Genomic DNA, 20,888 nt, shown 5'->3' with positions numbered 1-20,888 from the left:
TTGGGGTTGAGTGATGGGGACCTTCACTGTAGCGGCGCAGCCCGCGCAATTCCAATCGATAATGGATATGCAGTAATATCCATGCCATGGATTTACACGGAATCGACCTCAATCTGCTCGTCGCCTTCGACGCCCTGATGTGCGAGCGCAATGTGACGCGCGCGGGCGTGCGCATCGGCCGCACGCAGCCGGCCATGAGCGCGGCGCTGGCCCGCCTGCGGCTGCTGCTGAAGGACGAGCTGTTCGTGCGCAGCGCGGCCGGTCTGCAGCCGACGCCGCGCGCGCTGGAACTGGCCTTGCCGCTGGGCGAGGCGCTGGCCAGCATCCAGCGCACCCTGGACTACACCCAGGCCTTCGACCCCATGACATCGACCTTGCGCCTGACCTTGGGGCTGTCCGACCATCCCGCCTTCGTCGTGCTGCCGCCGCTGCTCGCGCGGCTGGCGCGGGTGGCGCCGGGTGTCACGCTGCGGGTGCGCGCCTTCACCGCGCGCGAGGACGCGCTGGCCCTGCTCGACGCCGGCGAAGTCGATGCCGCCATCGGTGTGCCGGGCGGCAGCACGCCGCGCATTCCGACCACGCCCCTGTTCGAGGAGTGCTTCGTCTGCGTGGCGCGCAAGGGCCATCCGCTGGCGAACGGGAAGACCGTCGCGCTCGACGCCTTCCTGGCGCACCAGCACCTGCTGGTCTCGCCGGAGGGCGACGGCGTCGGCCACGTGGACGTGAGGTTGGCGCAGCCGGGCCGCAAGCGCGACATCGCCATCACCCTGCCGCAGATGTACGCCGCGCCCGCGATCGTCGCCGCCAGCGACGTACTGGCCACGATGATGGAGGGCGTGGTGCGGGCCGGCGGCCTGCGCGGCGCACTGGCCGTGCTGCCGCTACCGGCCGAGCTGGACTTGGCGCCGGTGCCGTTCGTGCTGCACTGGCACCGCCGCAACGACGCCCATCCGGCCCAGCGCTGGCTGCGCGAGCAAATCGCGCTGGTGTGCGAGCCATTACGCAACTGAAAATATCGTTCCGTGCGGGCACGGCGAAGCTGGACACTTCGGCTACACTAGCTGGCATATTCCCAGCTGCGTCCGCCCATGCCCGAGAAGAACCTGCCCGAACTGATCACCCTGAAACGTCTGATCGACGAAGGTGGGCGCCATCTGGAAGTGAACACCCCTTGCACGGTGGCCATGGACGGCCGCCAGTTTCCCGTCTACACGATCGCGCTGGGCAATCCGAGCCCGGACGTGCCGGCGCTGGGATTTTTCGGCGGCATCCACGGCCTGGAGCGGATCGGCACGCAAGTCATCCTGTCCTTCCTGGAGAGCCTGCTGGCGCGGCTGCGCTGGGACAGCACCCTGCACCAGCAACTCGAATCGATGCGGCTGGTGTTCATGCCCTTGGTCAATCCCGGCGGCATGTGGCAGGCCACGCGCTGCAATCCGCAGGGCGTCGACCTGATGCGCAACGCGCCGCTGAGCGCGGTGGAAAAAGTCCCGTTCATGCTGGGCGGCCAGCGCTACAGCCACCACCTGCCGTGGTATCGCGGCGTGGCCGGCGCGCCGATGGAGCCGGAGAGCCAGGCCGTGTGCGACCTGGTCGCGCGCGAGCTGCTGACGCGCCAGTTCAGCATGGCGCTCGACTGCCACTCGGGCTTCGGCCTGCGCGACCGCATCTGGTTCCCGCACGCCCACACGGCCACGCCGATCCCACACCTGGCCGACATCGGCGCGCTCGAGCAGTTGTTCACCCAGAGCTATCCCAATCATAACTATGTGTTCGAGCCGCAAAGCCGCCAGTACCGCACCCATGGCGACCTGTGGGACTACCTGTACCTGAACGGCACCACCGGCAGCGACCGCGCCTTCCTGCCGCTGACCCTGGAGATGGGCTCGTGGCTGTGGGTGAAGAAAAATCCGCGCCAGATCTTCGACCGCGTCGCCTTCTTCAATCCGACGGCGGCGCACCGCTTGCAGCGGGTGCTGCGGCGCCACCTGATCTGGTTCGACTTCCTGATGCGGGCCGCCAACAGCCATGGGCGCTGGATGCCGGAAGGCCTGGCGCGCAAGGTGCAGCACCGGCGCGCGCTGTCGCAGTGGTATCACACATGAGCATCGTGGCCGAGGACGCCGGCACCTGGGTGCTGTTGCGCGGACTGATGCGCGAGCAGCGCCACTGGGGGCGCTTTCCCAACCAGTTGGCCGAGACGGTGGTGGGGGCGGAGGTCGTCACCCCCGACCTGCCCGGCAACGGCCAGCGGCACGCGCTGCGCAGCCCGACGACGGTGGCGGACATGGTGGCGTTCTGCCGCCAGGATCTGCTGGCGCGCGGCGTGCGCCCGCCCTATTCGCTGCTGGCGCTGTCGCTGGGCGGCATGGTGGCGGTGGAATGGGCCAGCCGCCATCCGGGCGAGCTGACCCGCTGCGTGCTGATCAACACCAGCATGCGTCCCCACAGCCGCTTCCACGAGCGGCTGCGCTGGCAAAACTATGGCGCCATCGCCAGGCAGTTGCTCGGGGGCGGCGTCGACCAGCAGGAACGGCTGATCCTGCGACTGACCAGCCGCCACGGCGACGCCGCCGAACGCGCCGGCCTGCTGAAGCGCTGGCTGGGTTACCAGCGCGAGTTTCCCGTCACCCGCGCCAACGCGCTGCGCCAGCTGTGGTCGGCCGCGCGCTTCCGCGCCCCGGCCGCGCGGCCCGCCGTGCCGCTGCTGGTGTTGAGCAGCGCCGGCGACCAGCTGGTCGATCCGCGCTGCTCGCGCCGGCTGGCCGAGGCCTGGCAAGCCGAACACCGCGAGCATCCCGACGCCGGCCACGACCTGCCCCTGGACGACGGCGCCTGGGTCGCCGGCCACATCGGGAAATGGCTGGCCGCCGGCAAAGCCGGGTAAAATACCGGCCCTATGACCTCGACCGCACCGGCGATGGCATGCCGCCCGAACTGTGGCGCCTGCTGTACCGCCCCCTCCATTTCCAGCGCCATCCCCGGCATGCCCAACGGCAAGCCGGCCGGCGTGCGCTGCATCCAGCTCCAGGACGACAACCGCTGCGGCATCTTCGGCAGGCCGGAGCGCCCGGCCTGCTGCGGCGGTTTGCAGCCGTCCGTGGAAATGTGCGGCGCCAGCCGCGGGCAGGCGATGCTGTGGCTGGACGAACTGGAGCGCGCCACCGCGCCGGCCAACTGACGCCTTGGCGAAACATCCGTTGCCAAGGAACGTAGTCCCAACCCCGCTGTCCAACCGTGGGTGCCTTGCCGCGAGAGCAGGCTCACTCACATGCGAGCGGCGGACCACATGGGCAAAAAACACGAACAACGCAACGATGCACGTACCGTCTTATTCGTCGATCCGAACGGCGACATCCTGACCTGGGACCGCGAAAGCGCCGCCGCGTTCGGATGGCCGGACGGCCGCTCAAAAAACATCGCCGACGTGCTGGCGCCGGCGGCGCGCGAAGACTGGAAGCGCGACGCCGCCGCGCTGCTGTCGGAGGGCGGCAGCCGGACCGTCGACGTCGCCGCCGACGACGCGCGCCCGCGCCGCGCCCACATGCGGCTGTGGCCGCAGTACGCGCCGGACGGCCAACTCGCCGGCTGCGCCATCGATATCGCCGCCGCGCAGCCAGGCGGCCGGCGCAGGGCCGACATGATCGGCGCGCTGCCGCTCAGCGCGATCATCAAACTGTTTCCGGGAACCTTTTATGTGATCGACCGCGAAGGCCACTTCGTGCTGTGGAACAGCAACCTGGAACGCATGACCGAAATGACGTCGCGCCAGCTGGAACGGCTCAAGGTGTCCCAGCTGTTCAACAAGGAGGACCGCGCCCGGGTCGAGGAAAATCTGCGCGCGGTGATCGACCGGAACCAGGAGTCGCTGATCGAGGCCAACTTCGTCAGCCGCAGCGGCAAGGCCAGCACCTTCCTGATGTCCGGCACCCGCATCCGTTGCGAGGACGAGCACTACGTCTGCGGCATCGGGTTGGACATGACCCGCCGCCACGAACAGGAAATCCTGCTGCGCCTGCGCGAGCGCGCGCTGCACGCGGCCAGCAACGGCATCATCATCAGCCGCTGCGCCGGCAAGGACAATCCTATCGAATACGTCAACCCGGCTTTCGAACGCATCACCGGCTACAGCGCGCAGGAAGTCAGGGGCCGCGATTCGCGCTTCATGGCGGCGCCCGGACTGGACCAGGACGCCCGCATGCAGCTGCGCGAGGCCCTGTGCGAGCGGCGCGAGGCCAACGTAATCTTCCGCAACCTGCGCAAGGACGGCGAACTGTTCTGGAACGAGCTGACCATCACGCCGGTGCACGACGACAACGGCATCGTCACGCACTACATCGGGGTCATCAACGACGTCACCGCCGTCAAGCAACGCACCTCGCACCTGGAACACCGGGTCAACCACGATCCGCTGACCGGGCTGGCCAACCGCAACCTGCTGTGGGACCGGCTGGAGCAGGCGCTGCATGTCGCCCAGCGCAACAAGACGCTGGTGGCGACGATGTTGATCGACCTGAACAAGTTCAAGCTGATCAACGACACCTTCGGCCACGAGGCCGGCGACGTGGTGCTGACCTCGGTAGCCAGGCGCATGCAGGCGTCGGTGCGCGACAGCGACACCGTCGCCCGGCTCAGCGGCGACGAGTTCGTGCTGGTGCTGGCCGACCAGCCGTCGCTGCGCTACACCTTGCGCATGATCGACCGGCTGCGCGAGGCGCTGCGGGTGCCGGTCGCCTTCGACACCAGCGAGATCGCCATCGGCGCGGCCATCGGGGTGAGCATTTATCCGCACGACTGCCATTGCCCCGTCGACCTGGTCAAGGCGGCCGACATCGCCATGTACCACGCCAAATCGGCCGGCAAGAGCGATGTGCACTTCTATTCGGCGGACATGAAATCGTCCTCCGACGCCAAGCACAAAATGGAAGCGGACATGCGCGCGGCGATCGACAACGACCAGCTCTTTTTGCTGTTCCAGCCGCGCTTGTGCACGCGCACGGAGCGCTACGGCGCGGTCGAGGCGCTGCTGCGCTGGCGCCATCCCGAACTGGGTGTGCTGACGCCGATCTCGTTCATGGCCGAGGCCGAGGAGAACGGCATGGTGCGCGTGATCGGCGCGCGCGTGATCGACCTCGCGGTGCAGTTCCTGCGCGACATGCGCGCGGACGGCTACGCCAACGTGCTGGTGTCCGTCAATGTCGGCTACCGCGAAATCAGCCAGCAAAACTTTATCGCCGATATCCAGCGGCGGCTGATGGCGGCGTGCCTGCCGGCTGACAGCCTGGAGCTGGAAGTCAACGAGAGGAACCTGGTGCGCAACCTGCAGCTGAGCCAGGACGTCGCGCGGCAAATGCACGACGCCGGCATCAAGCTGTCCATCGACGAGTTCGGCTACGGCATGACGAGCTTGAGCACCCTGCCCAAGTTCAGCCCCGCGCACCTGAAGTTGACCAAGACGGCGGTCACCGGAATTTCCCCGGACGGCGACCACGGCACCCTGGCGACCATGCTGATCGACGTCGGCCACGATCTGAAAATCGACGTCGTCGGCACCGGCGTGGAGACCGAGCTGCAAGCGGCGTTCCTGCGCGAGAATGGCTGCGACGAACTACAGGGCAGCTTCATCAGCCATCCGCTGGCGGCCAGCGCCCTCAAACAGCTGCTGGAGGCGGATGGCCAGCGCCACTAGCGCACCGCCATCTGCGCCAGCAGCCGCAGCCACTGCGCATACACGCGCGCGTACAATTTTGCGCGCGACGCGGGCGCCGGCGCCTGGGCGCGCGCGCCCCGGCCATGATGGACCGCATTGGACAAGGGTGTGGAGCGGGACATGATGCCTCCTGGGGTTCGTTGACGCCTATCCATCGATAAAATCTTACTCATGGAGTTTCAGCGGCGTATGGGGTATATTTTCATCCCGCATGCGGACGCGATCAAACGAGTTATTTTCGATTGATGCATAAGAAAAACTTAGCCTCAGGATGCCATGAACAAACCGTTGCGTTCCCTGTCGGGCCTCGTCGACTTCGACTGCGCGGCCCGCTGGGGCAGTTTCAAGCTGGCCGCGCAGGAACTGCACAAGACGCCGGCGGCGATCAGCCTGCAGGTCAAGCAGCTCGAGGCCGCGCTCGGCTTCGAGCTGTTCATCCGCCACCCGCGCCACATCACGCTGACGGAAAAGGGGCAGGAGCTGGCCGTGACGGTGCGCCGCGTGCTGGGCGAGCTGCGCGCCAAGGTCGAGGGGCTGCGGGGCGGCGACGAGGAGAAAATCCTGCGCATCTCGACCACGCACTCGCTGGCGATCAAATGGCTGGTGCAGCGCATCGACCGCTTCACCAAGCTGTATCCGGAGCTCGACATCCGCATCGACTCGACCGACCGGCTGGTCGATATGAACGACGACAACACCGACGTCGCGCTGCGCATCACGACGGTCGACAACGACGATCCCGACTTTCTGTTCCACGTGCGGCTGGTGGCCGTCTACAGCCCGTCCTTGCTGGCGCCCGGCGAGACGGCGCTGACCCCGGCCGACCTGCGGCGCTTTCCGCTGCTGTACGAGGACTCCACCGAAAATTGGATCAGGCTGCTGCGCGATCACGGCCTGCTCAAGGGAAAGCACGATTTTTCACGCTCCTACACCAACGCGGCGGTGCTGGTGCAGGCGGCGCTGGCCGGCCACGGCGTCGGCCTGACCCACTACACCATCGCCTACGAGGATATCCGCAGCGGCGCGCTGAAGATGATCCCCGGCTTCACCGCCACCTACGGGCGCGGCTATCGCTTGCTGGTCAATCCGGGCAAGCGGGGCTTGGGCAAGATCCACCGCTTCAGCGCCTGGCTGCGCGCCGAGATCGCCGAGATGGAGCGCACGCTGGATTGACGGCGCCTTGGGAATGGGCTACCTTCTGCCGGGTATCCACCTCCGGGCGCGCCGCATGACCGCACCATACCGTGCACTACTCCACTCCCTGGCCGTTTCCCTGCTGGCCGCGCAGCCGTTGACGGCGATGGCGGCGGAGCCGTCGAAGCCGACGCTGCGCTTCGTGCAGAAGATCGAGGACACGCCGGGGCGCGCCGATCCTCCCCGCAAGGCCGGCTTCCAGGAGGGATTGGGCAAGGCGCTGGCCAGGCAGCTGCGCATGGAGGTGCGTTTCATCGGGCTGCCGCGCAAACGCATGATGAGCGCGCTCGAATCGGGCGAAGGCGACATCGTGTGCGGCTACCTGCCGGCCTGGTTCCAGGGCGACGTCGCCTGGAGCCGCACCTTCATCCCCACCTCGGAAGTGCTGATCGCCTCGAAACGGGTGCCGGCGCCGGCCTCGATCGAGGCCGTGCGCGGCAAAACCGTCGGCACCGTGCTCGGCTTCCACTACCCGGACATCGAACAAAAGCTCGGCGCCGACTTCGTGCGCGACGACGCGCCGTCGCTCAACCTGACGGTGCGCAAGTGGCAGGCCGGGCGCTTCGACTATTTCCTGACCACGGGCCAGTCGATCGACAAGCAATTCCCCCAAGGCGAGCTGGCGGCCGGCTACAACCTGCTGGTCGTTAGCGAGGTCAAGAGCGGTTGCGCCGTCTCGCGCAAGGGCCACGTCACCGTGGAACAGGTCAGCGCCGCCCTCGACGCGCTGGAGAAAAACGGCGAAATGACGCGGCTGCTGCGGCTGCGCTGACCCCGAATGTTATCTCGCGGGCATCTTCGCGATGCGCCGCAACACGCCCCCCAAGCCCCTTCGAACGGCCGTTTACGGAATGGCAGCCCGCCAGCCATGCGCCCGGCGGGCTTTTTTATTGCGCACCGCACAATTTCGTATTACGGTTGAGTTAGATTACGAAAAGACAACGCCGAACATGGTAAGCTTCGACCCCGGCGGCACAAACATCGCGTCTTTCCCTCAAACTCCCTCGCGTAACTACTTAATTACATGGATATTGTTCTCGCACTAAAAGCCATCATCATGGGCCTGGTCGAAGGTTTCACGGAATTCCTGCCGATCTCCTCCACCGGCCACCTGATCCTCACCGAGCACCTGCTGGGCTTTCAGGGCATGGAAGAACAGATGAATGTTTTTGAAATCGTGATCCAGGCCGGCGCCATCTTCGCCGTCTGCTGGGAATACCGCGCCCGCATCGCCAAGGCCTTCGCCGGCGTGACCTCCGACCGCGCCCAGCAGCGCTTCGTCCTCAACATCGGCATCGCCTTCCTGCCGCTGGCCGTGCTGGGCCTGATCTTCGGCAACCTGCTCAAGACCTACCTGTTCAAGCCGGTGCCGGTGGCCATCGCGCTGATCGTCGGCGGCATCATCATCCTGTTCGTCGAGCGCCACGCGGCCGCCAATCCGGTCAGCGTGCGCGTGCACTCGGTCGAGGACATGACGCCGCTCGATGCCTTAAAAATGGGCATCGCCCAAGCGTTCGCGCTGATTCCGGGCACCAGCCGCTCCGGCTCCACCATCATCGGCGGCATGATGTTCGGCCTGTCGCGCCAGGTGGCCACGGAGTTTTCCTTCCTGCTCGGCATTCCGACCTTGCTGATCGCCTCCGCCTACTCGCTGTACAAGGCGCGCGCGCTGCTGTCGGTGTCGGACCTGCCGATGTTTACCCTCGGCACCGTGGCGGCCTTTATTTCCGCTTTCTTCTGCGTGCGCTGGCTGCTGCGCTATATCGCCACCCATACTTTCACGATATTTGCGTGGTATCGCATCGCTTTTGGCCTGCTGGTGCTCATCACAGGTTACACTGGCGTGATCGTCTGGAAGGACTAACTTTTTGAGTAGTTGCAGTGGCATCATGAATCACCAGGAAAATAACGAACGCGCCCTCGACCTGCTGCAAACCGTGTTCGGCTATCCGGCTTTCCGCGGCCAGCAGGCCGAGATCGTCGGCCACGTCAGCGGCGGCGGCGACGCGCTGGTGCTGATGCCCACCGGCGGCGGCAAGTCGCTGTGCTACCAAATTCCCGCCCTGGTGCGCGACGGCGTCGGCGTGGTCATCTCGCCGCTCATCGCGCTGATGCAGGACCAGGTCGACGCGCTGGCCGAGGTCGGCGTACGCGCCGCCTTCCTGAACTCCACCCAGACCTACGAGGAAGCCCAGCGCATCGAACGCCTGGTGCGCACCGGCGAGATCGACCTGGTCTACGTCGCCCCCGAGCGGCTGATGACGGACCGCTGCCTCAATTTGTTCCAGGCCTCCAAGATCGCGCTGTTCGCCATCGACGAGGCGCATTGCGTCTCGCAGTGGGGCCACGATTTCCGGCCCGAGTACATCAAGCTGTCGGTGCTGCACGAGCAATTCCCCAACGTGCCGCGCATCGCGCTGACGGCCACCGCCGACCCGCAAACCCGCGCCGAGATCGTCCACCGCCTGCAACTGGGCGACGCGATGCAATTCGTCTCGTCGTTCGACCGCCCCAACATCCGTTACCAGATCGTTGAAAAGGCCAACGGCCGCAAGCAATTGCTCGACTTCATCACCACCGAGCACGGCGGCGACTGCGGCATCGTCTACTGCCTGTCGCGCAAAAAGGTCGAGGAGACCGCGGAGTTCCTCAACGAAAACGGCGTGCGCGCGATGGCTTACCACGCCGGCATGGACCACGCCAAGCGCGCCGCCAACCAGGCCAAGTTCTTGCGCGAGGAAAACATCGTCATGTGCGCGACGATCGCCTTCGGCATGGGCATCGACAAGCCGGACGTGCGTTTCGTCTGCCACCTCGATCTGCCGAAAAGCATCGAAGGCTACTACCAGGAGACCGGCCGCGCCGGCCGTGACGGCGCCCCCGCCAACGCCTGGATGGCCTACGGCTTGCAGGATGTGGTGCTGCAGCGACGCATGATCGACGAATCGGAAGCCGACGAAACCTTCAAGCGCGTGCTGGGCAACAAACTCGACGCGATGCTGGGACTGTGCGAGACCTTGAGCTGCCGGCGCGTGCGCCTGCTCGACTACTTCGGCGAGCGCTCCGGGCCGTGCGGCAACTGCGACACCTGTTTGATTCCGCCGGTGTCCTTCGACGGCACCGTGCCGGTGCAAAAACTGCTGTCGGCGGTGTACCGCGTCGACCAGCGCTTCGCCGCCGGCCACGTGATCGAGGTGCTGCGCGGGGTCGAGACGGAACGCATCAAGACCTGGCACCACGATTCGCTGTCGGTGTTCGGCATCGGCGCCGACCGCAGCGAGCAGGAATGGCGCGCGATCCTGCGCCAGGCCATCGCGCTGGGACTGGTGACGGTCGACCACGAGTCATACAGCTCGCTCAAGCTGACCGACGCCGCGCGGCCGGTGCTCAAGGGCGGGCAAAAGGTGCAGCTGCGGCAGTACCAGAAACCGGTCAAGCAGAAAAGCGCCAGCCGCGCCTCCAAGGGTTATGTGGAGAGCGACCTGTCGACCGGCGAGCAGGCGATCTTCGACAAGCTGCGCTGGTGGCGGGTGGAGACGGCGCGCGCGCACGACGTGGCGGCGTATATCATCTTCAACGACGCGACCTTGCGCGAGATCGCCAAGGCGCGGCCGACCACCTTGTCGGACCTGCGCGGCATCTCCGGCGTCGGCGAAAAGAAGCTGGCCTCCTACGGCGACGAGATCGTCGCCATGATCAGCGAAATGGAGTAAGGCATGCATCCGTCCGCGGTGTTTCATCGTTCGCTCGCGCAGTTGTGCGGGATGTTGGGCAAGATCGAGGCGGCCGAAGACGGCGCCGGACTGTTGGCGGCGCGCCTGCACGAGGACATGCTGCCGTTCGCGCAGCATGTGAGGGCTACCGCCAACTTCGCGCTACGCGGCTGCTGTCCGCTGGCCGGTGTGCCGGTGGTCAGCTTCAATGGCGACGAGATCTCGTTCGCGGGGTTGCAGTGGCAGGTGGTCGAGACGATGCGCTTCATCGCCGACATCCCGCCGTCGCAATTCAACGGACCGGCCGACCGGATCTGCCACGACCGCGCGGGCTTCGCCGACCTGGCGCTGCCGGCCGACGAGTATCTGAACTTGTATATCCTGCCGAATTTCTATTTCCACCTGAGCATGGTGTACGCGATCGCGCGCAGCCGCGGGGTGGCGATCGGCAAGGGCGATTTCGACGGGTATCATATTTACGCGCCGGGATTTTCGTTCGAGAAGCCGGCATTGCCGTGATAACACGTAGGGCGGATTAGGCGGAACGCCGTAATCGGCCATTTGTAAGCCGCCGGCTGCGCATGCATGGCCGATTACGCTGCGCTAATCCGCCCTACGTGGAGCCGTGGTGATCTCGGCTCCCCGTCACAACGTCTCCCGCCACGATACTTCGATACCGGCTCGGCGGCGCGCCGACGCTGTCGCGGAAGCGGTGACTGAAATGGCTTAAATCCGCATACCCGCAGGCGTCCGCGATCTGCTGCAAGGGCTGGCTGGTGGTCTTCAACAACCGCCGCGCGTGCTCGATCCGCCGCTCCGCCACCCACGCCGACGGCGGCATGCCAAACGAAATCCTGAACATGCGCGCCAGGTGATACTCCGACATGCACGCCAGCCGCGCCAACGTCCCCAACGAAATCTGCCGCGCCAGATTGGCCTCGATATAGTCGGCCAAACGGCGCCGCACCACCGGCGCCAGCCCGCCACGCACCCGCTGCGCAGGCGCCGGCATCGATTGCGACAGCAGCAGATGGCTCAAGGTCTCATGCGTCACCTCGTTGGCGCGCAGCTGCGCGTCCGGCCCCTCCCAAGACATTTCCGCCAGCCCCGCGCACAACGCGCCGATGCGCTCATGCTCGAAATAAGTGCGGTCGGCCAGCGTCAGTTCGCGCGGCTCGCGGTCCAGTTCCACCACCGCGCGCCGCGTGAAATGCGCGGGCAAAAAATAGACGTGCAAAAACCGCAGCGGCCCGCGCACCATCCAGCTCGACTCGTGCCAGTCGGGCAGCGTGCAAAGCCGCTCCGGCGCGCCATAAAGCCCCGGCAACTCCCCGCGCTCGGTCCGATAACCGCCGCCCATGTAGTACGACAGCGTGTGGTGGCCCGGCTTGTTGTAGCTGGTCTCGGCGATCTCGGTGTCGCGCCGCCAGATGGCGACCGCCAGGTCGTCGCCCAACCAGGCGAAGCGCTCCAGCTGCGCGTCCGTCTCCGACATCGTCCGGAACACGGCGTGCGAAATCAGCCCGTCGGGCGCGGGAGCTTGCGGTTTGGGAGAGGAACGTGCTGGCATGATGCGTAAAGTCTAGCACGGGCAGGTGGCACCGCCTCGGCCCCGCAGCGAAATGCGCAATTTCAGACAAGCCGCCGGCGCCGCCGCTCCGGCATGCTGACGGCATGAATATCTTCCTCTACCTTCTGACTGTCCTGATCTGGGGTACCACCTGGATCGCCATCACCTTCCAACTGGGCGTGGTGCCGGCGCCGGTATCGATCGCCTATCGATTCTGGCTGGCGGCCGCCGTGCTGATGGCCTTCCTGCTGGTCACCCGCAAACCCTGGTGGCCGCCGCGCCAGGCCTGGCCCTACCTGTTCGCGCAGGGCATCACGCTGTTCTGCCTGAACTTTCTGTGCTTTTACTACGCCAGCCAATGGGTCACCAGCGGTCTGGAAGCGGTAATCTTCTCCACGGCGCCGCTGTGGAACGCCATCAACGGCCGCATCTTTCTCGGCCGGCCGATCCGCCGCCAGGTGATGATGGGCGCCCTGCTCGGCCTGTGCGGCATCGTGTTGCTGTTCGCGCCGCAGATGGCAGGCCACTGGAACGACAGCAAGGTGCTGTTCGGCCTCGCGCTGACCCTGGCCGGCACCTTGTGCTTCTCGTGCGGGAACCTGCTGTCGAGTCGCATGCAGTCGCTGGGCCTGGCGCCGGCGCTGACCAACACCTGGGCCATGCTGATTGGATCGACCACCCTGGGCGTGGCCGCCCTGGCGATGGGCATGTCCTTCGCACTCGATCCTTCGCCGCGTTATCTGGGCGCGCTGTTGTATCTCGCCATTCCCGGCTCGGTGATCGGCTTCACCGCGTATTTGCTGCTGGTCGGCCGAATAGGACCGGACCGCGCGGCCTATTCCACGGTATTATTCCCCATCGTGGCACTGACCATTTCGACCATTTACGAGGGCTACCACTGGACGCCGCTGGCCTTGAGCGGGCTGGCGCTGGTGTTGGCGGGGAATCTGCTGGCGTTTCTGCCGCTGGCGCCGCGCACCAAACTGATGGAGGCCGCATAACCCGGGGGACGCATGACCAGCAGGGCTTATTTCGCAGGACTGGCAATACTGGCCGCTGTTTCGGCGCATATCGCGGCGCATGGTGCCGAACCACCGGCCGATACCGTCTACCGCAACGGCTACGTCTACACGGTCGACGCCAAGGACAACGTCCGGCAGGCGCTCGCCGTGCGCGCCGGCCGCATTGTCTACGTCGGCGACAATGCCGGCGTCAAACCTCTTACCGGTATAGCCACCAAAGTCATCGACCTCAAAGGGCGCATGCTGATGCCAGGCCTGATCGACGGCCATATGCATCCGCAATCGGGCGGCAGCCGCCTGCTCAATTGCAGCCTCGATTACCAGGCCCTGACCGTCGCCCAGTTCCAGTCGCGCATCCAGGCGTGCATCGACAAGGACAAGCGCAGCGGAAAGCCCGCCGGGCCTGACCGCTGGCTGGTGGTGGTCAACTGGTTCCAGCAAGGGATGCTGCCGGAGGGCGTGGAAACGACCGCCGCCACGCTGGACGCGTTGAAAACCGACCGCCCCGTCCTCGTGCGCTCGTCCTTCGGCCATTCGGTGCAGCTGAACTCCAAGGCTATCAAACTGGCCGGCATCACGCGCGACACCAAAGACCCCGCCGGCGGAAAAATCACCCGCGACGCCGGCGGCGACGCCACCGGGCTGCTGGAGGACGCCGCCCAGGACATGGCGATGAACCTGCTGCCGCCGCTGACCGTGGCCGAGAACCTGGCCGCGTCCACCGCCGCGCTGGCGGCGATGCGCAAGCAAGGCATCACCTCCTTCCTCGACGCCTACACCGATCCGGAGACGATGACCGCCTTCACCGACCTGCACAAGCAGGGCAAGCTGACCGCGCGCGCCCACTTCGCGGTGCTGGTCGATCTGGACAAGGGCGCGACGCCGCAAAGCGCTGTCGCCGACCTGCTAAAGCAGCAAAAACAATTCGACCAGGGTCCGACCACGGTCGCGCCATCGATGCAGGTGCGCCACGCCAAACTGTTCATGGACGGCGTGATCTCGGCGCCCGCCTTCACCGGCGCCATGCTGGAACCGTATCTGGTCAACAAGGGCACGGCCGACAAGCCGGACTGGCAGCCCGGCGCCAGCAACGGCCCGGCCACCTACTTCACGCAAGAGGCGCTGCGGACCACGCTGACCGAACTGGCCAACGCCAAAATCGATCCGCACATCCACGTCGACGGCGACCGCGCCGTGCGCGAAACGCTGGACGCGATCGAATACCTGCGCACCACGCCGGCCGGCAAGGACGTGCGTCCGGCGCTGGCGCACGATGAAATCGTCGACCCGGCCGACTATCCGCGCTTCGCCAAGCTCGATGTGACGCCGGTGCTGTCGTTCCAGTGGGCCAAGCCGGCGCCCGACACCGTCGGCGCATTGAAGGACTATATGGGACCGGCGCGCTACGCCACCGTCCAGCCGCAGGCGCTGCTGCTCGACGCTGGCGCCCGCATCGCCTATGGCAGCGACTGGCCGGTCGATCCGCTGGACGAATGGTTCGCGCTCAAGGTGGGCGTGACCCGCACCGCCGCGCCGGACGCCGGCAAGGAATACGCCGGCCGGCTAGGCAGGCAACCCGGCATGCCGCGCGCCGCCGCGCTGCGCGCCATCACGATGAACGCGGCGTACACGCTGCGCCAGGAGGCGCTGACCGGTTCCCTGGAAGTGGGCAAGCTGGCCGACCTGATCGTCCTGGACCGGAATTTTTTCACCATTCCGGAAGAAGACATCGCCAACGTCAAGGTGCTGCAAACCGTCGTCGGGGGCAAAATTGTGTATCAGGCCAAGGGCATGCGTTAAGATGTCGGCCTCACACGCCAGCACTTGAACAGACCCGCCATGCAATTCGCCATCTCCCTGTTGATCATCGTCGCCACCGCGCTGGTGATCTACGCGATCATCAAGACCAATCCCGCCAAGCCGATGGTGCTGCCACCGCGCCCAGCCACGCCGTACGAGCCGGAACTGCCGGACACGCCGGCGGCGCTGCACTGGTCCGACGATGGCCGCTTCCTGGTCGAAGTGGTCAACGAGTCGCGCTATCAGAACACGCTGAAGGAATTGGCCGGCGACCATGGCGATCAGCCGGCCAAAGTGCCGTATCTGGCCACGTTGGTGCCCGACGACGCCAATCCGTATGAAAGCGCCGCCGTCGCCGTCTTCCTGGCCGGCCGCATGGCCGGCTACCTGTCGCCGAAGGCATCGCTGGCGTTCCGCGCCAACCTGAAGCGAGAAGAAGTCGCCGACCGGATCACCACCTGCGACGCGCAGGTGCGGGGCGGCGGTGTGTGGAAAAATGGCCGCCTGTCGTATGTCGTGGTGCTGGATATGGAGACGCTGGAGGCGTGATGAAGGCACTGGCCGCACTGGTATTGGCGATGGCGGGCGGCGCGGCCGCCGGCCAGACCTTGATCGTGCACTACAGCGAACGGGCGGGGATCCACTACACCAACCAGCAAGGCCAATTGGCCGGCGACGCGGCCAAGCCGGTGACCGAGGCGCTGGCCGCCGCCAGCATCGCCTACGAAATCCGCCGCACGCCGGCCAAGCGCCAGCTCGTGCTGCTTAAGGAGAACCGCGAGCCGGCCTGCATGATGAGCTGGGTCGATATGCCGGGGCGCGGCGACAAGGGAAAAATGTCGGACGTGATCTACAAAGGCGAGTACGAACGCCGCCTCTGGTGCAGCAAGATGGTGCCGGACGATGTGATCGAGCGCTTCAATGCGGCGCTGGCCCGGCAATCCAAATAGTCCAAATAACTACTTCTTGGTGAAGACCAGGTCCCACACGCCGTGGCCCAGTTTCAGGCCGCGGTTTTCAAACTTGGTCAGCGGACGGTAGGCCGGCTGCGGCGCGTAGCCGTCGGCGGTGTTTTGCAGGCCCTCTTCGGCGCCCAGCACTTCCAGCATCTGCACCGCGTAGTCCTCCCAGTCGGTCGCGCAGTGCAGGTAGCCGCCCACGGCCAGCTTTTGCACCAGCAGCTTGACGAACGGCGCCTGGATCAGGCGGCGCTTGTTGTGGCGCGCCTTGTGCCACGGGTCCGGGAAGAAGATATGCACGCCGTGCAGCGAGCCGTCCGGGATCATCTGGTTCAGCACCTCGACCGCGTCGTGCTGGATGGCCTTCAGATTGGTCAGTCCCTGCTCGTCGATCAGCTTGAGCAGGCTGCCCACGCCGGGCGTGTGCACTTCGACCCCGATGAAGTCCTTCTCCGGCATCGCGGCGGCGATGTGCGCGGTCGTGCCGCCCATGCCAAAGCCGATTTCCAGCACCACCGGCGCCTTGCGGCCGAAGGCCTGTTCGTAGTCGAGCGGCGCCTTGGTGTAGCCGATCATGAACTTCGGCCCCTGCTCCTCCAGCGCGCGCGCCTGCGCGGTCGACAAGCGGCCGGCGCGGGTGACGAAGCTGCGGATGCGGTGTTCGGTGGGGTCGTAGAGCATCGGCCGCGCCGGGCCGTCTTTGGGGGTTTCGGAAGACATGATGGAAGCTGGTGGATAAGCTGATAAATAACGAGGCGACATTATATCAGTGCGCTGCGAACGCCCCTGCGGGCCGCCATCAGCAAATGATTGACACTCACAGTGACTTGAGGTCTAATCGTGAAAAGAGGCGTGAAATCGTTTTCAAACGTCGAAATGCCCTCCCCGCCCCGTATTCAACCTGCTAGAACGACAAAAATGACCGATTTCACGCAATTCCCACCCTCGTTTACCTGGGGCATCGCCACCAGCGCATTCCAGATTGAAGGCGGCGCGACCGCCGACGGCAAAGGTCCGTCGATCTGGGATACTTTCAGTCACACGCCCGGCAAGATCATCGACGGCACCAACGGCGACGTCGCCTGCGACCACTACAACCGCTACCCGGAAGACGTGGCCATCATGGCCAGCCTGGGCGTGGACGCCTACCGCTTCTCGATGGCCTGGTCGCGCGTGCAGCCGACCGGCAAGGGCGCATGGAACGAGGCCGGCTTCGCCTTCTACGACCGCCTGCTGACCGAACTGGAAAGCAAGGGCATCGCCGCCCACGTGACCTTGTACCACTGGGACCTGCCGCAGGGCCTGGAAGACGAAGGCGGCTGGCTCAACCGCGACACCGCCTACCGCTTCGCCGACTACGCGGCCGAAGTGGCGCGCCGTTTCGGCAATCGCCTGAAAACGATTGCGACGCACAACGAGCCATGGTGCACGGCCAACCTGGGCTACGGTAATTCGCAATTCGCGCCCGGCGTGACCGACCTGAAAAAATCGGTGCAGGTCTCGCACCACCTGCTGCTGTCGCACGGACTGGCGATGCAGGCGATGCGCGCGGTCGGCAGCTCGGCCAAGCTGGGCATCGTACTCAATCAATGGACCGCCGATCCGGCCACCGACAGCGCCGCCGACATCGCGATGGCGGAATTCGAATACGCCCGCTCGGTGCAGTGGTTCATGGACCCTATCTTCAAGGGCAAGTACCCGCAACTGGCGCTCGACACCTATGGCGACAACGGCCCGGAGATCCACGAGAACGACTTCAAGGACATCCAGCACCGCATCGACTTCCTGGGCGTGAACTACTACTTCCGCTCCTACTGCAGCGCCGAAGTGCCGCCGCGCCAGCCGGAAGCGAAACTGGGCAAGACCGACATGGGCTGGGAAATCTACCCGGACGGCCTGACCGAACTGCTGCTCAAGCTCCACGACGAATACGAACTGCCGCCGATCTACATCACCGAGAACGGCATGGCCAATCCGGACACCGTCGTCGACGGCGAAGTGCCGGACGAGGCGCGCATCGATTTCGTGCAGCGCCACCTGAAGGCGCTCAACGACGCGCGCCTGCAAGGCGTGAACGTGCAAGGCTACTTCCTTTGGAGTTTGCTGGATAACTTCGAATGGAACTCGGGCTACGCCAAGCGTTTCGGCATCGTCCATGTCGACTACGCGACGCAGAAGCGCACCCTGAAGCACAGCGCCTTGTGGTACCGCGATTACCTGGTCCAACAGCGCGCCCCGCAGGCCGCCCACGCAGCTTAGACCAGAGCCATACCCTGCTTTTCGTAGGGCGGATTAGCGCGCAGCGCGTAATCCGCCATGAGCCGCCGACGGAGCCTGGCGGATTACGCTGCGCTAATCCGCCCTACGTGATCAGGCTCGTTCAAGAACTGGCATTACCCATTGGCCGCAGAGCCAAGTGCTACACTCCACAGAGAACAACGAGGACGACACCATGCAGACCGCACCTTCCGCCACGCCGCAAGAGCATCAGAAGCCGCCGGCGCCCCCCGACAACGGCGAGCAGAAATCGCTACTGAGCGCCATGTTCGCGCGCGGCACGCCGATGCTGTGGGTCCCCACCGGCTACTTCTCGATGGCGCTGACGTACATGATGCTCACCAGCGTCACGTCCATCATGTTCAAGAATCTCGGCATGGACAACGGCGACGCCGCGCAATACGCCAGCTATCTGATCCTGGCCTACACCATCAAGCCGCTGTTCGCCCCCTTCGTTGAAATGTACCGCACCAAGAAGTTCTTCGTCCTGTGCGCGCAGCTGATCGTCGGCATCGGCTTCGGCGCCGTCGCGCTGGCGATGTCGCTGCCGAACTACCTGGTCATCATGGTGTTCCTGTTCGGGATACTGTCGCTGGTCGGCGCCACCCAGGACATCGCCTCCGACGGCGTCTACGTCACCTCGCTCGACTCGAAGACGCAGTCGCTGTTCTGCGGCATCCAGAGCCTGAGCTGGAACGTCGGCCCCATCGTCGCCTCGGGCGGCATGGTGTACCTGAGCGGCTGGCTGCACACCCACTACTTCCACCACGAGGCCGGCGTGTTCGGGCCGGCGTGGATCGACTCGTGGCGCATCATCTTCTTCATCGCCGCCGCCATCACCGTGGTCACCGCGCTGTGGCACCTGCGCGTGATGCCGGACGGCGCCAAGGCCGAAAACGCGCCCAAGTCGGTAGGCGAGGCGGCCTTCATCCTGCGCGACTCCTTCGTCACCTTCTTCCAGAAGCGCGACGTCTGGCTGATGGTCGGCTTCGCGTTCGTGTTCCGCCTCAGTATCGGCCTGCTGGAGAAAATCGGCCCGTTCTTCATGGTCGATCCGGTGGCCAAGGGCGGCCTGGGCTTGTCGAACGAAATGCTGGGCCTGATCTACGGCACCTACGGCCTGATCGCCGTGCTGCTGGGTTCCTTGCTGGGCGGCATCTATGTCGCGCGGCGCGGCCTGCCTTCCACCTTGTTCGTGCTGTGCTGCGCGGTCAACATTCCGAACGTCACGTTCTTGCTGATGGGCATTTACCAGCCGGAAAACCTGTGGCTGATCAGCGCCGGCGTGGCGATCGAGAAGTTCTTCTTCGGCTTCGGCTCGGTCGGCTTCATGATCTACCTGATGCAGCAACTCGCGCCGGGCAAATACACCACCACCCACTACGCCTTCGGCACCGGCCTGATGGGCCTGTGCATGCTGGTCACCGGCGTCGTCAGCGGCCACCTGCAGCAGGCGCTCGGTTATGTACACTACTTCTGGCTGGTGATGGCGGCGACGATTCCATCTTTCCTGGTCACGTGGTTCGCGCCGTTCCACAACAAGGAGTAGGCTGTCCAAAAGATGAACCGCTATTGTGTGTGCTGGCACGCGCACGATTGATTCAAGTCCTGTTTGTTGAAGTTTGCGCCGGTATGATGGCCCGCAAGGGAATTCATTATGCAATCGGCACAGGGACTTGCGCATGGTTACGGAAACACTGCGGTTCAACGGCATCAAGCGGGAACTCCCCGGCGATCCATCGGAAGCGGAGATCGATGACCTGCGCCGCGAGCTTGAGGAGCGCATCCGTTACTTTCTGGCAGACGGCGGCGGGCAGCACGACCCGCTGACGGCCGCCATGCGCGCGGCGGCGCTGAGCACCGGCAAGCGCATGCGTCCTTTGTTGCTGATGCTCGTCGCGCGCGACCTCGGCTGCTCGTCGCCGGCGTTGCTCGACGCCGCCTGCGCGGTCGAACTGGTGCACGCCGCCTCCCTGATCCTCGACGATATGCCTTGCATGGACGACGCCAGGCTGCGGCGCGGCAAGCCCACCGTGCACATCCAGTTCGGCGAGAACGTCGCCATCCTGGCGTCGGTCGCCCTGCTCAGCCGCGCTTTCCACATTCTTGCCCAGACCAAGGACATCTCGCCATTGATCCGCACGCGGCTGGTGAGCGCGCTGGCCGAGACGGTCGGCACCCAGGGCCTGGTGCGGGGGCAATTCGAGGATCTGCACGGCGGCCATCAACGCTCGGTCGACGACATCGCCACCACCAACGAACTGAAAACCGGCGTGCTGCTTGGCCTTTCCGTGGAGATGGCCGGCATCATCGCCCAGGCCGACGAGCGGGTGCTGCAAGCGCTGCGCTCCTTCGCCATGGCCGCCGGCCATGCGTTCCAGATCAAGGACGACCTGCTGGACGTCCCCGGCAACGACTGCGCGCTGACCGGCAAGGATGTCGGCAAGGACGCCGGCAAGGCGACCATCACCGCCACCCTGGGCATGGAAAAAACCCAACGCCGCCTGGCCGCGCATCTGCGCGACGCCGACGGCTACCTGACCGACGCCATCGGCAGCAAGCAACGCACACGCCTTCTGGTCGGGAACCTGTTCCGCAAGGCCGGCCCGGTCGTCGATCTGCACGCGCCATAGCGCGCGTCCG

Annotated in this window: 20 protein-coding genes; 17 read left to right on the top strand and 3 right to left on the bottom strand. The window is 65.5% G+C overall.

Going from position 1 to position 20,888, the window contains the following annotated elements; genetic code table 11:
* Positions 1-86: 86 nt before the first annotated feature.
* From AC07P1_RS27535 to AC07P1_RS27515, 5 genes are all read left to right on the top strand, one after another.
* Positions 87-1,010, top strand: a complete 924-nt coding sequence (locus tag AC07P1_RS27535; protein ID WP_494698831.1) for a LysR family transcriptional regulator — start codon at positions 87-89, stop codon at positions 1,008-1,010.
* 78 nt (positions 1,011-1,088) lie between these two features.
* Entirely contained in the window at positions 1,089-2,105 is a 1,017-nt protein-coding gene (locus AC07P1_RS27530) for a M14 family zinc carboxypeptidase (protein ID WP_494698830.1), read from the top strand.
* Positions 2,102-2,887, top strand: coding sequence for an alpha/beta fold hydrolase (locus tag AC07P1_RS27525; RefSeq protein ID WP_494698829.1), 786 nt, complete (start codon positions 2,102-2,104; stop codon positions 2,885-2,887). The genes AC07P1_RS27530 and AC07P1_RS27525 overlap by 4 nt, the downstream gene beginning before the upstream one ends.
* A 12-nt stretch (positions 2,888-2,899) precedes the next feature.
* Positions 2,900-3,181 carry a YkgJ family cysteine cluster protein gene (locus AC07P1_RS27520; protein ID WP_494698828.1) on the top strand — a complete coding sequence of 94 codons (282 nt, stop codon included), beginning with the start codon at positions 2,900-2,902 and terminating at the stop codon, positions 3,179-3,181.
* A 108-nt stretch (positions 3,182-3,289) separates the two neighbouring features.
* Positions 3,290-5,689: a sensor domain-containing protein gene (locus AC07P1_RS27515; protein ID WP_494698827.1), complete on the top strand. Its 2,400-nt coding sequence runs from the start codon at positions 3,290-3,292 to the stop codon at positions 5,687-5,689.
* On the opposite strand, the gene AC07P1_RS27510 is transcribed toward AC07P1_RS27515, so the two are convergent.
* Positions 5,686-5,832, bottom strand: a complete 147-nt coding sequence (locus AC07P1_RS27510) for a hypothetical protein (RefSeq protein WP_494698826.1) — start codon at positions 5,830-5,832, stop codon at positions 5,686-5,688. The two genes, AC07P1_RS27515 and AC07P1_RS27510, sit on opposite strands and share 4 nt — an antisense overlap.
* Positions 5,833-5,986: 154 nt before the next feature.
* Between AC07P1_RS27510 and AC07P1_RS27505 the strand changes: the two genes are divergently transcribed.
* The 5 genes from AC07P1_RS27505 (at position 5,987) to AC07P1_RS27485 (ending at position 11,136) form a co-directional block, all read left to right on the top strand.
* The gene (locus tag AC07P1_RS27505; RefSeq protein ID WP_494698825.1) at positions 5,987-6,883 is read left to right on the top strand and encodes a LysR substrate-binding domain-containing protein; all 897 of its coding nucleotides are present in this window, start codon (positions 5,987-5,989) and stop codon (positions 6,881-6,883) included.
* A 55-nt stretch (positions 6,884-6,938) separates the two neighbouring features.
* A complete protein-coding gene (locus tag AC07P1_RS27500; protein WP_494698824.1) occupies positions 6,939-7,676 on the top strand; it encodes a substrate-binding periplasmic protein in 738 nt (245 codons plus the stop codon).
* A 252-nt stretch (positions 7,677-7,928) separates the two neighbouring features.
* Positions 7,929-8,768 carry an undecaprenyl-diphosphate phosphatase gene (locus AC07P1_RS27495; RefSeq protein WP_494698823.1) on the top strand — a complete coding sequence of 280 codons (840 nt, stop codon included), beginning with the start codon at positions 7,929-7,931 and terminating at the stop codon, positions 8,766-8,768.
* A gap of 25 nt (positions 8,769-8,793) precedes the next feature.
* Positions 8,794-10,617: a DNA helicase RecQ gene (gene recQ / locus AC07P1_RS27490; protein WP_494698822.1), complete on the top strand. Its 1,824-nt coding sequence runs from the start codon at positions 8,794-8,796 to the stop codon at positions 10,615-10,617.
* A gap of 3 nt (positions 10,618-10,620) precedes the next feature.
* A complete protein-coding gene (locus tag AC07P1_RS27485; protein ID WP_494698821.1) occupies positions 10,621-11,136 on the top strand; it encodes a DUF1993 family protein in 516 nt (171 codons plus the stop codon).
* A gap of 94 nt (positions 11,137-11,230) precedes the next feature.
* On the opposite strand, the gene AC07P1_RS27480 is transcribed toward AC07P1_RS27485, so the two are convergent.
* Complete coding sequence (locus tag AC07P1_RS27480; RefSeq protein WP_494698820.1) at positions 11,231-12,187, bottom strand: AraC family transcriptional regulator; 957 nt, start codon at positions 12,185-12,187, stop codon at positions 11,231-11,233.
* 104 nt (positions 12,188-12,291) lie between these two features.
* Here AC07P1_RS27480 and AC07P1_RS27475 point away from each other — a divergent pair, with 104 nt between their 5' ends.
* From AC07P1_RS27475 to AC07P1_RS27460, 4 genes are read left to right on the top strand one after another with little or no spacing between them, the layout of a single operon-like run.
* The gene (locus AC07P1_RS27475) at positions 12,292-13,188 is read left to right on the top strand and encodes a DMT family transporter (protein WP_494698819.1); all 897 of its coding nucleotides are present in this window, start codon (positions 12,292-12,294) and stop codon (positions 13,186-13,188) included.
* 12 nt (positions 13,189-13,200) lie between these two features.
* Positions 13,201-15,009, top strand: coding sequence for an amidohydrolase (locus AC07P1_RS27470; RefSeq protein ID WP_494698818.1), 1,809 nt, complete (start codon positions 13,201-13,203; stop codon positions 15,007-15,009).
* Between the two features lie 39 nt (positions 15,010-15,048).
* On the top strand, positions 15,049-15,558 hold the full coding sequence (locus tag AC07P1_RS27465; protein ID WP_494698817.1) for a hypothetical protein: 510 nt from the start codon (positions 15,049-15,051) through the stop codon (positions 15,556-15,558).
* Positions 15,558-15,959, top strand: coding sequence for a hypothetical protein (locus AC07P1_RS27460; protein WP_494698816.1), 402 nt, complete (start codon positions 15,558-15,560; stop codon positions 15,957-15,959). The genes AC07P1_RS27465 and AC07P1_RS27460 overlap by 1 nt, the downstream gene beginning before the upstream one ends.
* 9 nt (positions 15,960-15,968) lie before the next feature.
* Here AC07P1_RS27460 and trmB read toward each other — a convergent pair whose 3' ends face one another.
* Complete coding sequence (gene trmB, locus AC07P1_RS27455; protein ID WP_209725888.1) at positions 15,969-16,649, bottom strand: tRNA (guanosine(46)-N7)-methyltransferase TrmB; 681 nt, start codon at positions 16,647-16,649, stop codon at positions 15,969-15,971.
* 237 nt (positions 16,650-16,886) lie between these two features.
* Between trmB and AC07P1_RS27450 the strand changes: the two genes are divergently transcribed.
* The 3 genes from AC07P1_RS27450 (at position 16,887) to AC07P1_RS27440 (ending at position 20,878) form a co-directional block, all read left to right on the top strand.
* The gene (locus AC07P1_RS27450; protein WP_494698815.1) at positions 16,887-18,227 is read left to right on the top strand and encodes a GH1 family beta-glucosidase; all 1,341 of its coding nucleotides are present in this window, start codon (positions 16,887-16,889) and stop codon (positions 18,225-18,227) included.
* A gap of 193 nt (positions 18,228-18,420) precedes the next feature.
* Positions 18,421-19,794, top strand: coding sequence for an MFS transporter (locus tag AC07P1_RS27445; RefSeq protein ID WP_494698947.1), 1,374 nt, complete (start codon positions 18,421-18,423; stop codon positions 19,792-19,794).
* A gap of 133 nt (positions 19,795-19,927) precedes the next feature.
* On the top strand, positions 19,928-20,878 hold the full coding sequence (locus tag AC07P1_RS27440) for a polyprenyl synthetase family protein (RefSeq protein ID WP_494698814.1): 951 nt from the start codon (positions 19,928-19,930) through the stop codon (positions 20,876-20,878).
* Positions 20,879-20,888: the final 10 nt, after the last annotated feature.

This window comes from Duganella sp. GW821-FHT07F09, assembly GCF_059418705.1.
This window is presented reverse-complemented; position numbering and strand designations above follow the sequence as displayed.

Coding starts and splice junctions, on each gene's coding strand:
- recQ (WP_494698822.1), top strand. CDS start 8,794: ATGAATCACCAGGAAAATAACGAACGCGCCCTCGACCTGCTGCAAACC.
- AC07P1_RS27480 (WP_494698820.1), bottom strand. CDS start 12,187: ATGCCAGCACGTTCCTCTCCCAAACCGCAAGCTCCCGCGCCCGACGGG.
- AC07P1_RS27440 (WP_494698814.1), top strand. CDS start 19,928: ATGGTTACGGAAACACTGCGGTTCAACGGCATCAAGCGGGAACTCCCC.
- trmB (WP_209725888.1), bottom strand. CDS start 16,649: ATGCTCTACGACCCCACCGAACACCGCATCCGCAGCTTCGTCACCCGC.
- AC07P1_RS27530 (WP_494698830.1), top strand. CDS start 1,089: ATGCCCGAGAAGAACCTGCCCGAACTGATCACCCTGAAACGTCTGATC.
- AC07P1_RS27525 (WP_494698829.1), top strand. CDS start 2,102: ATGAGCATCGTGGCCGAGGACGCCGGCACCTGGGTGCTGTTGCGCGGA.
- AC07P1_RS27470 (WP_494698818.1), top strand. CDS start 13,201: ATGACCAGCAGGGCTTATTTCGCAGGACTGGCAATACTGGCCGCTGTT.
- AC07P1_RS27495 (WP_494698823.1), top strand. CDS start 7,929: ATGGATATTGTTCTCGCACTAAAAGCCATCATCATGGGCCTGGTCGAA.
- AC07P1_RS27445 (WP_494698947.1), top strand. CDS start 18,421: ATGCAGACCGCACCTTCCGCCACGCCGCAAGAGCATCAGAAGCCGCCG.
- AC07P1_RS27460 (WP_494698816.1), top strand. CDS start 15,558: ATGAAGGCACTGGCCGCACTGGTATTGGCGATGGCGGGCGGCGCGGCC.
- AC07P1_RS27515 (WP_494698827.1), top strand. CDS start 3,290: ATGGGCAAAAAACACGAACAACGCAACGATGCACGTACCGTCTTATTC.
- AC07P1_RS27475 (WP_494698819.1), top strand. CDS start 12,292: ATGAATATCTTCCTCTACCTTCTGACTGTCCTGATCTGGGGTACCACC.
- AC07P1_RS27450 (WP_494698815.1), top strand. CDS start 16,887: ATGACCGATTTCACGCAATTCCCACCCTCGTTTACCTGGGGCATCGCC.
- AC07P1_RS27535 (WP_494698831.1), top strand. CDS start 87: ATGGATTTACACGGAATCGACCTCAATCTGCTCGTCGCCTTCGACGCC.
- AC07P1_RS27485 (WP_494698821.1), top strand. CDS start 10,621: ATGCATCCGTCCGCGGTGTTTCATCGTTCGCTCGCGCAGTTGTGCGGG.
- AC07P1_RS27500 (WP_494698824.1), top strand. CDS start 6,939: ATGACCGCACCATACCGTGCACTACTCCACTCCCTGGCCGTTTCCCTG.
- AC07P1_RS27505 (WP_494698825.1), top strand. CDS start 5,987: ATGAACAAACCGTTGCGTTCCCTGTCGGGCCTCGTCGACTTCGACTGC.
- AC07P1_RS27510 (WP_494698826.1), bottom strand. CDS start 5,832: ATGTCCCGCTCCACACCCTTGTCCAATGCGGTCCATCATGGCCGGGGC.
- AC07P1_RS27465 (WP_494698817.1), top strand. CDS start 15,049: ATGCAATTCGCCATCTCCCTGTTGATCATCGTCGCCACCGCGCTGGTG.
- AC07P1_RS27520 (WP_494698828.1), top strand. CDS start 2,900: ATGACCTCGACCGCACCGGCGATGGCATGCCGCCCGAACTGTGGCGCC.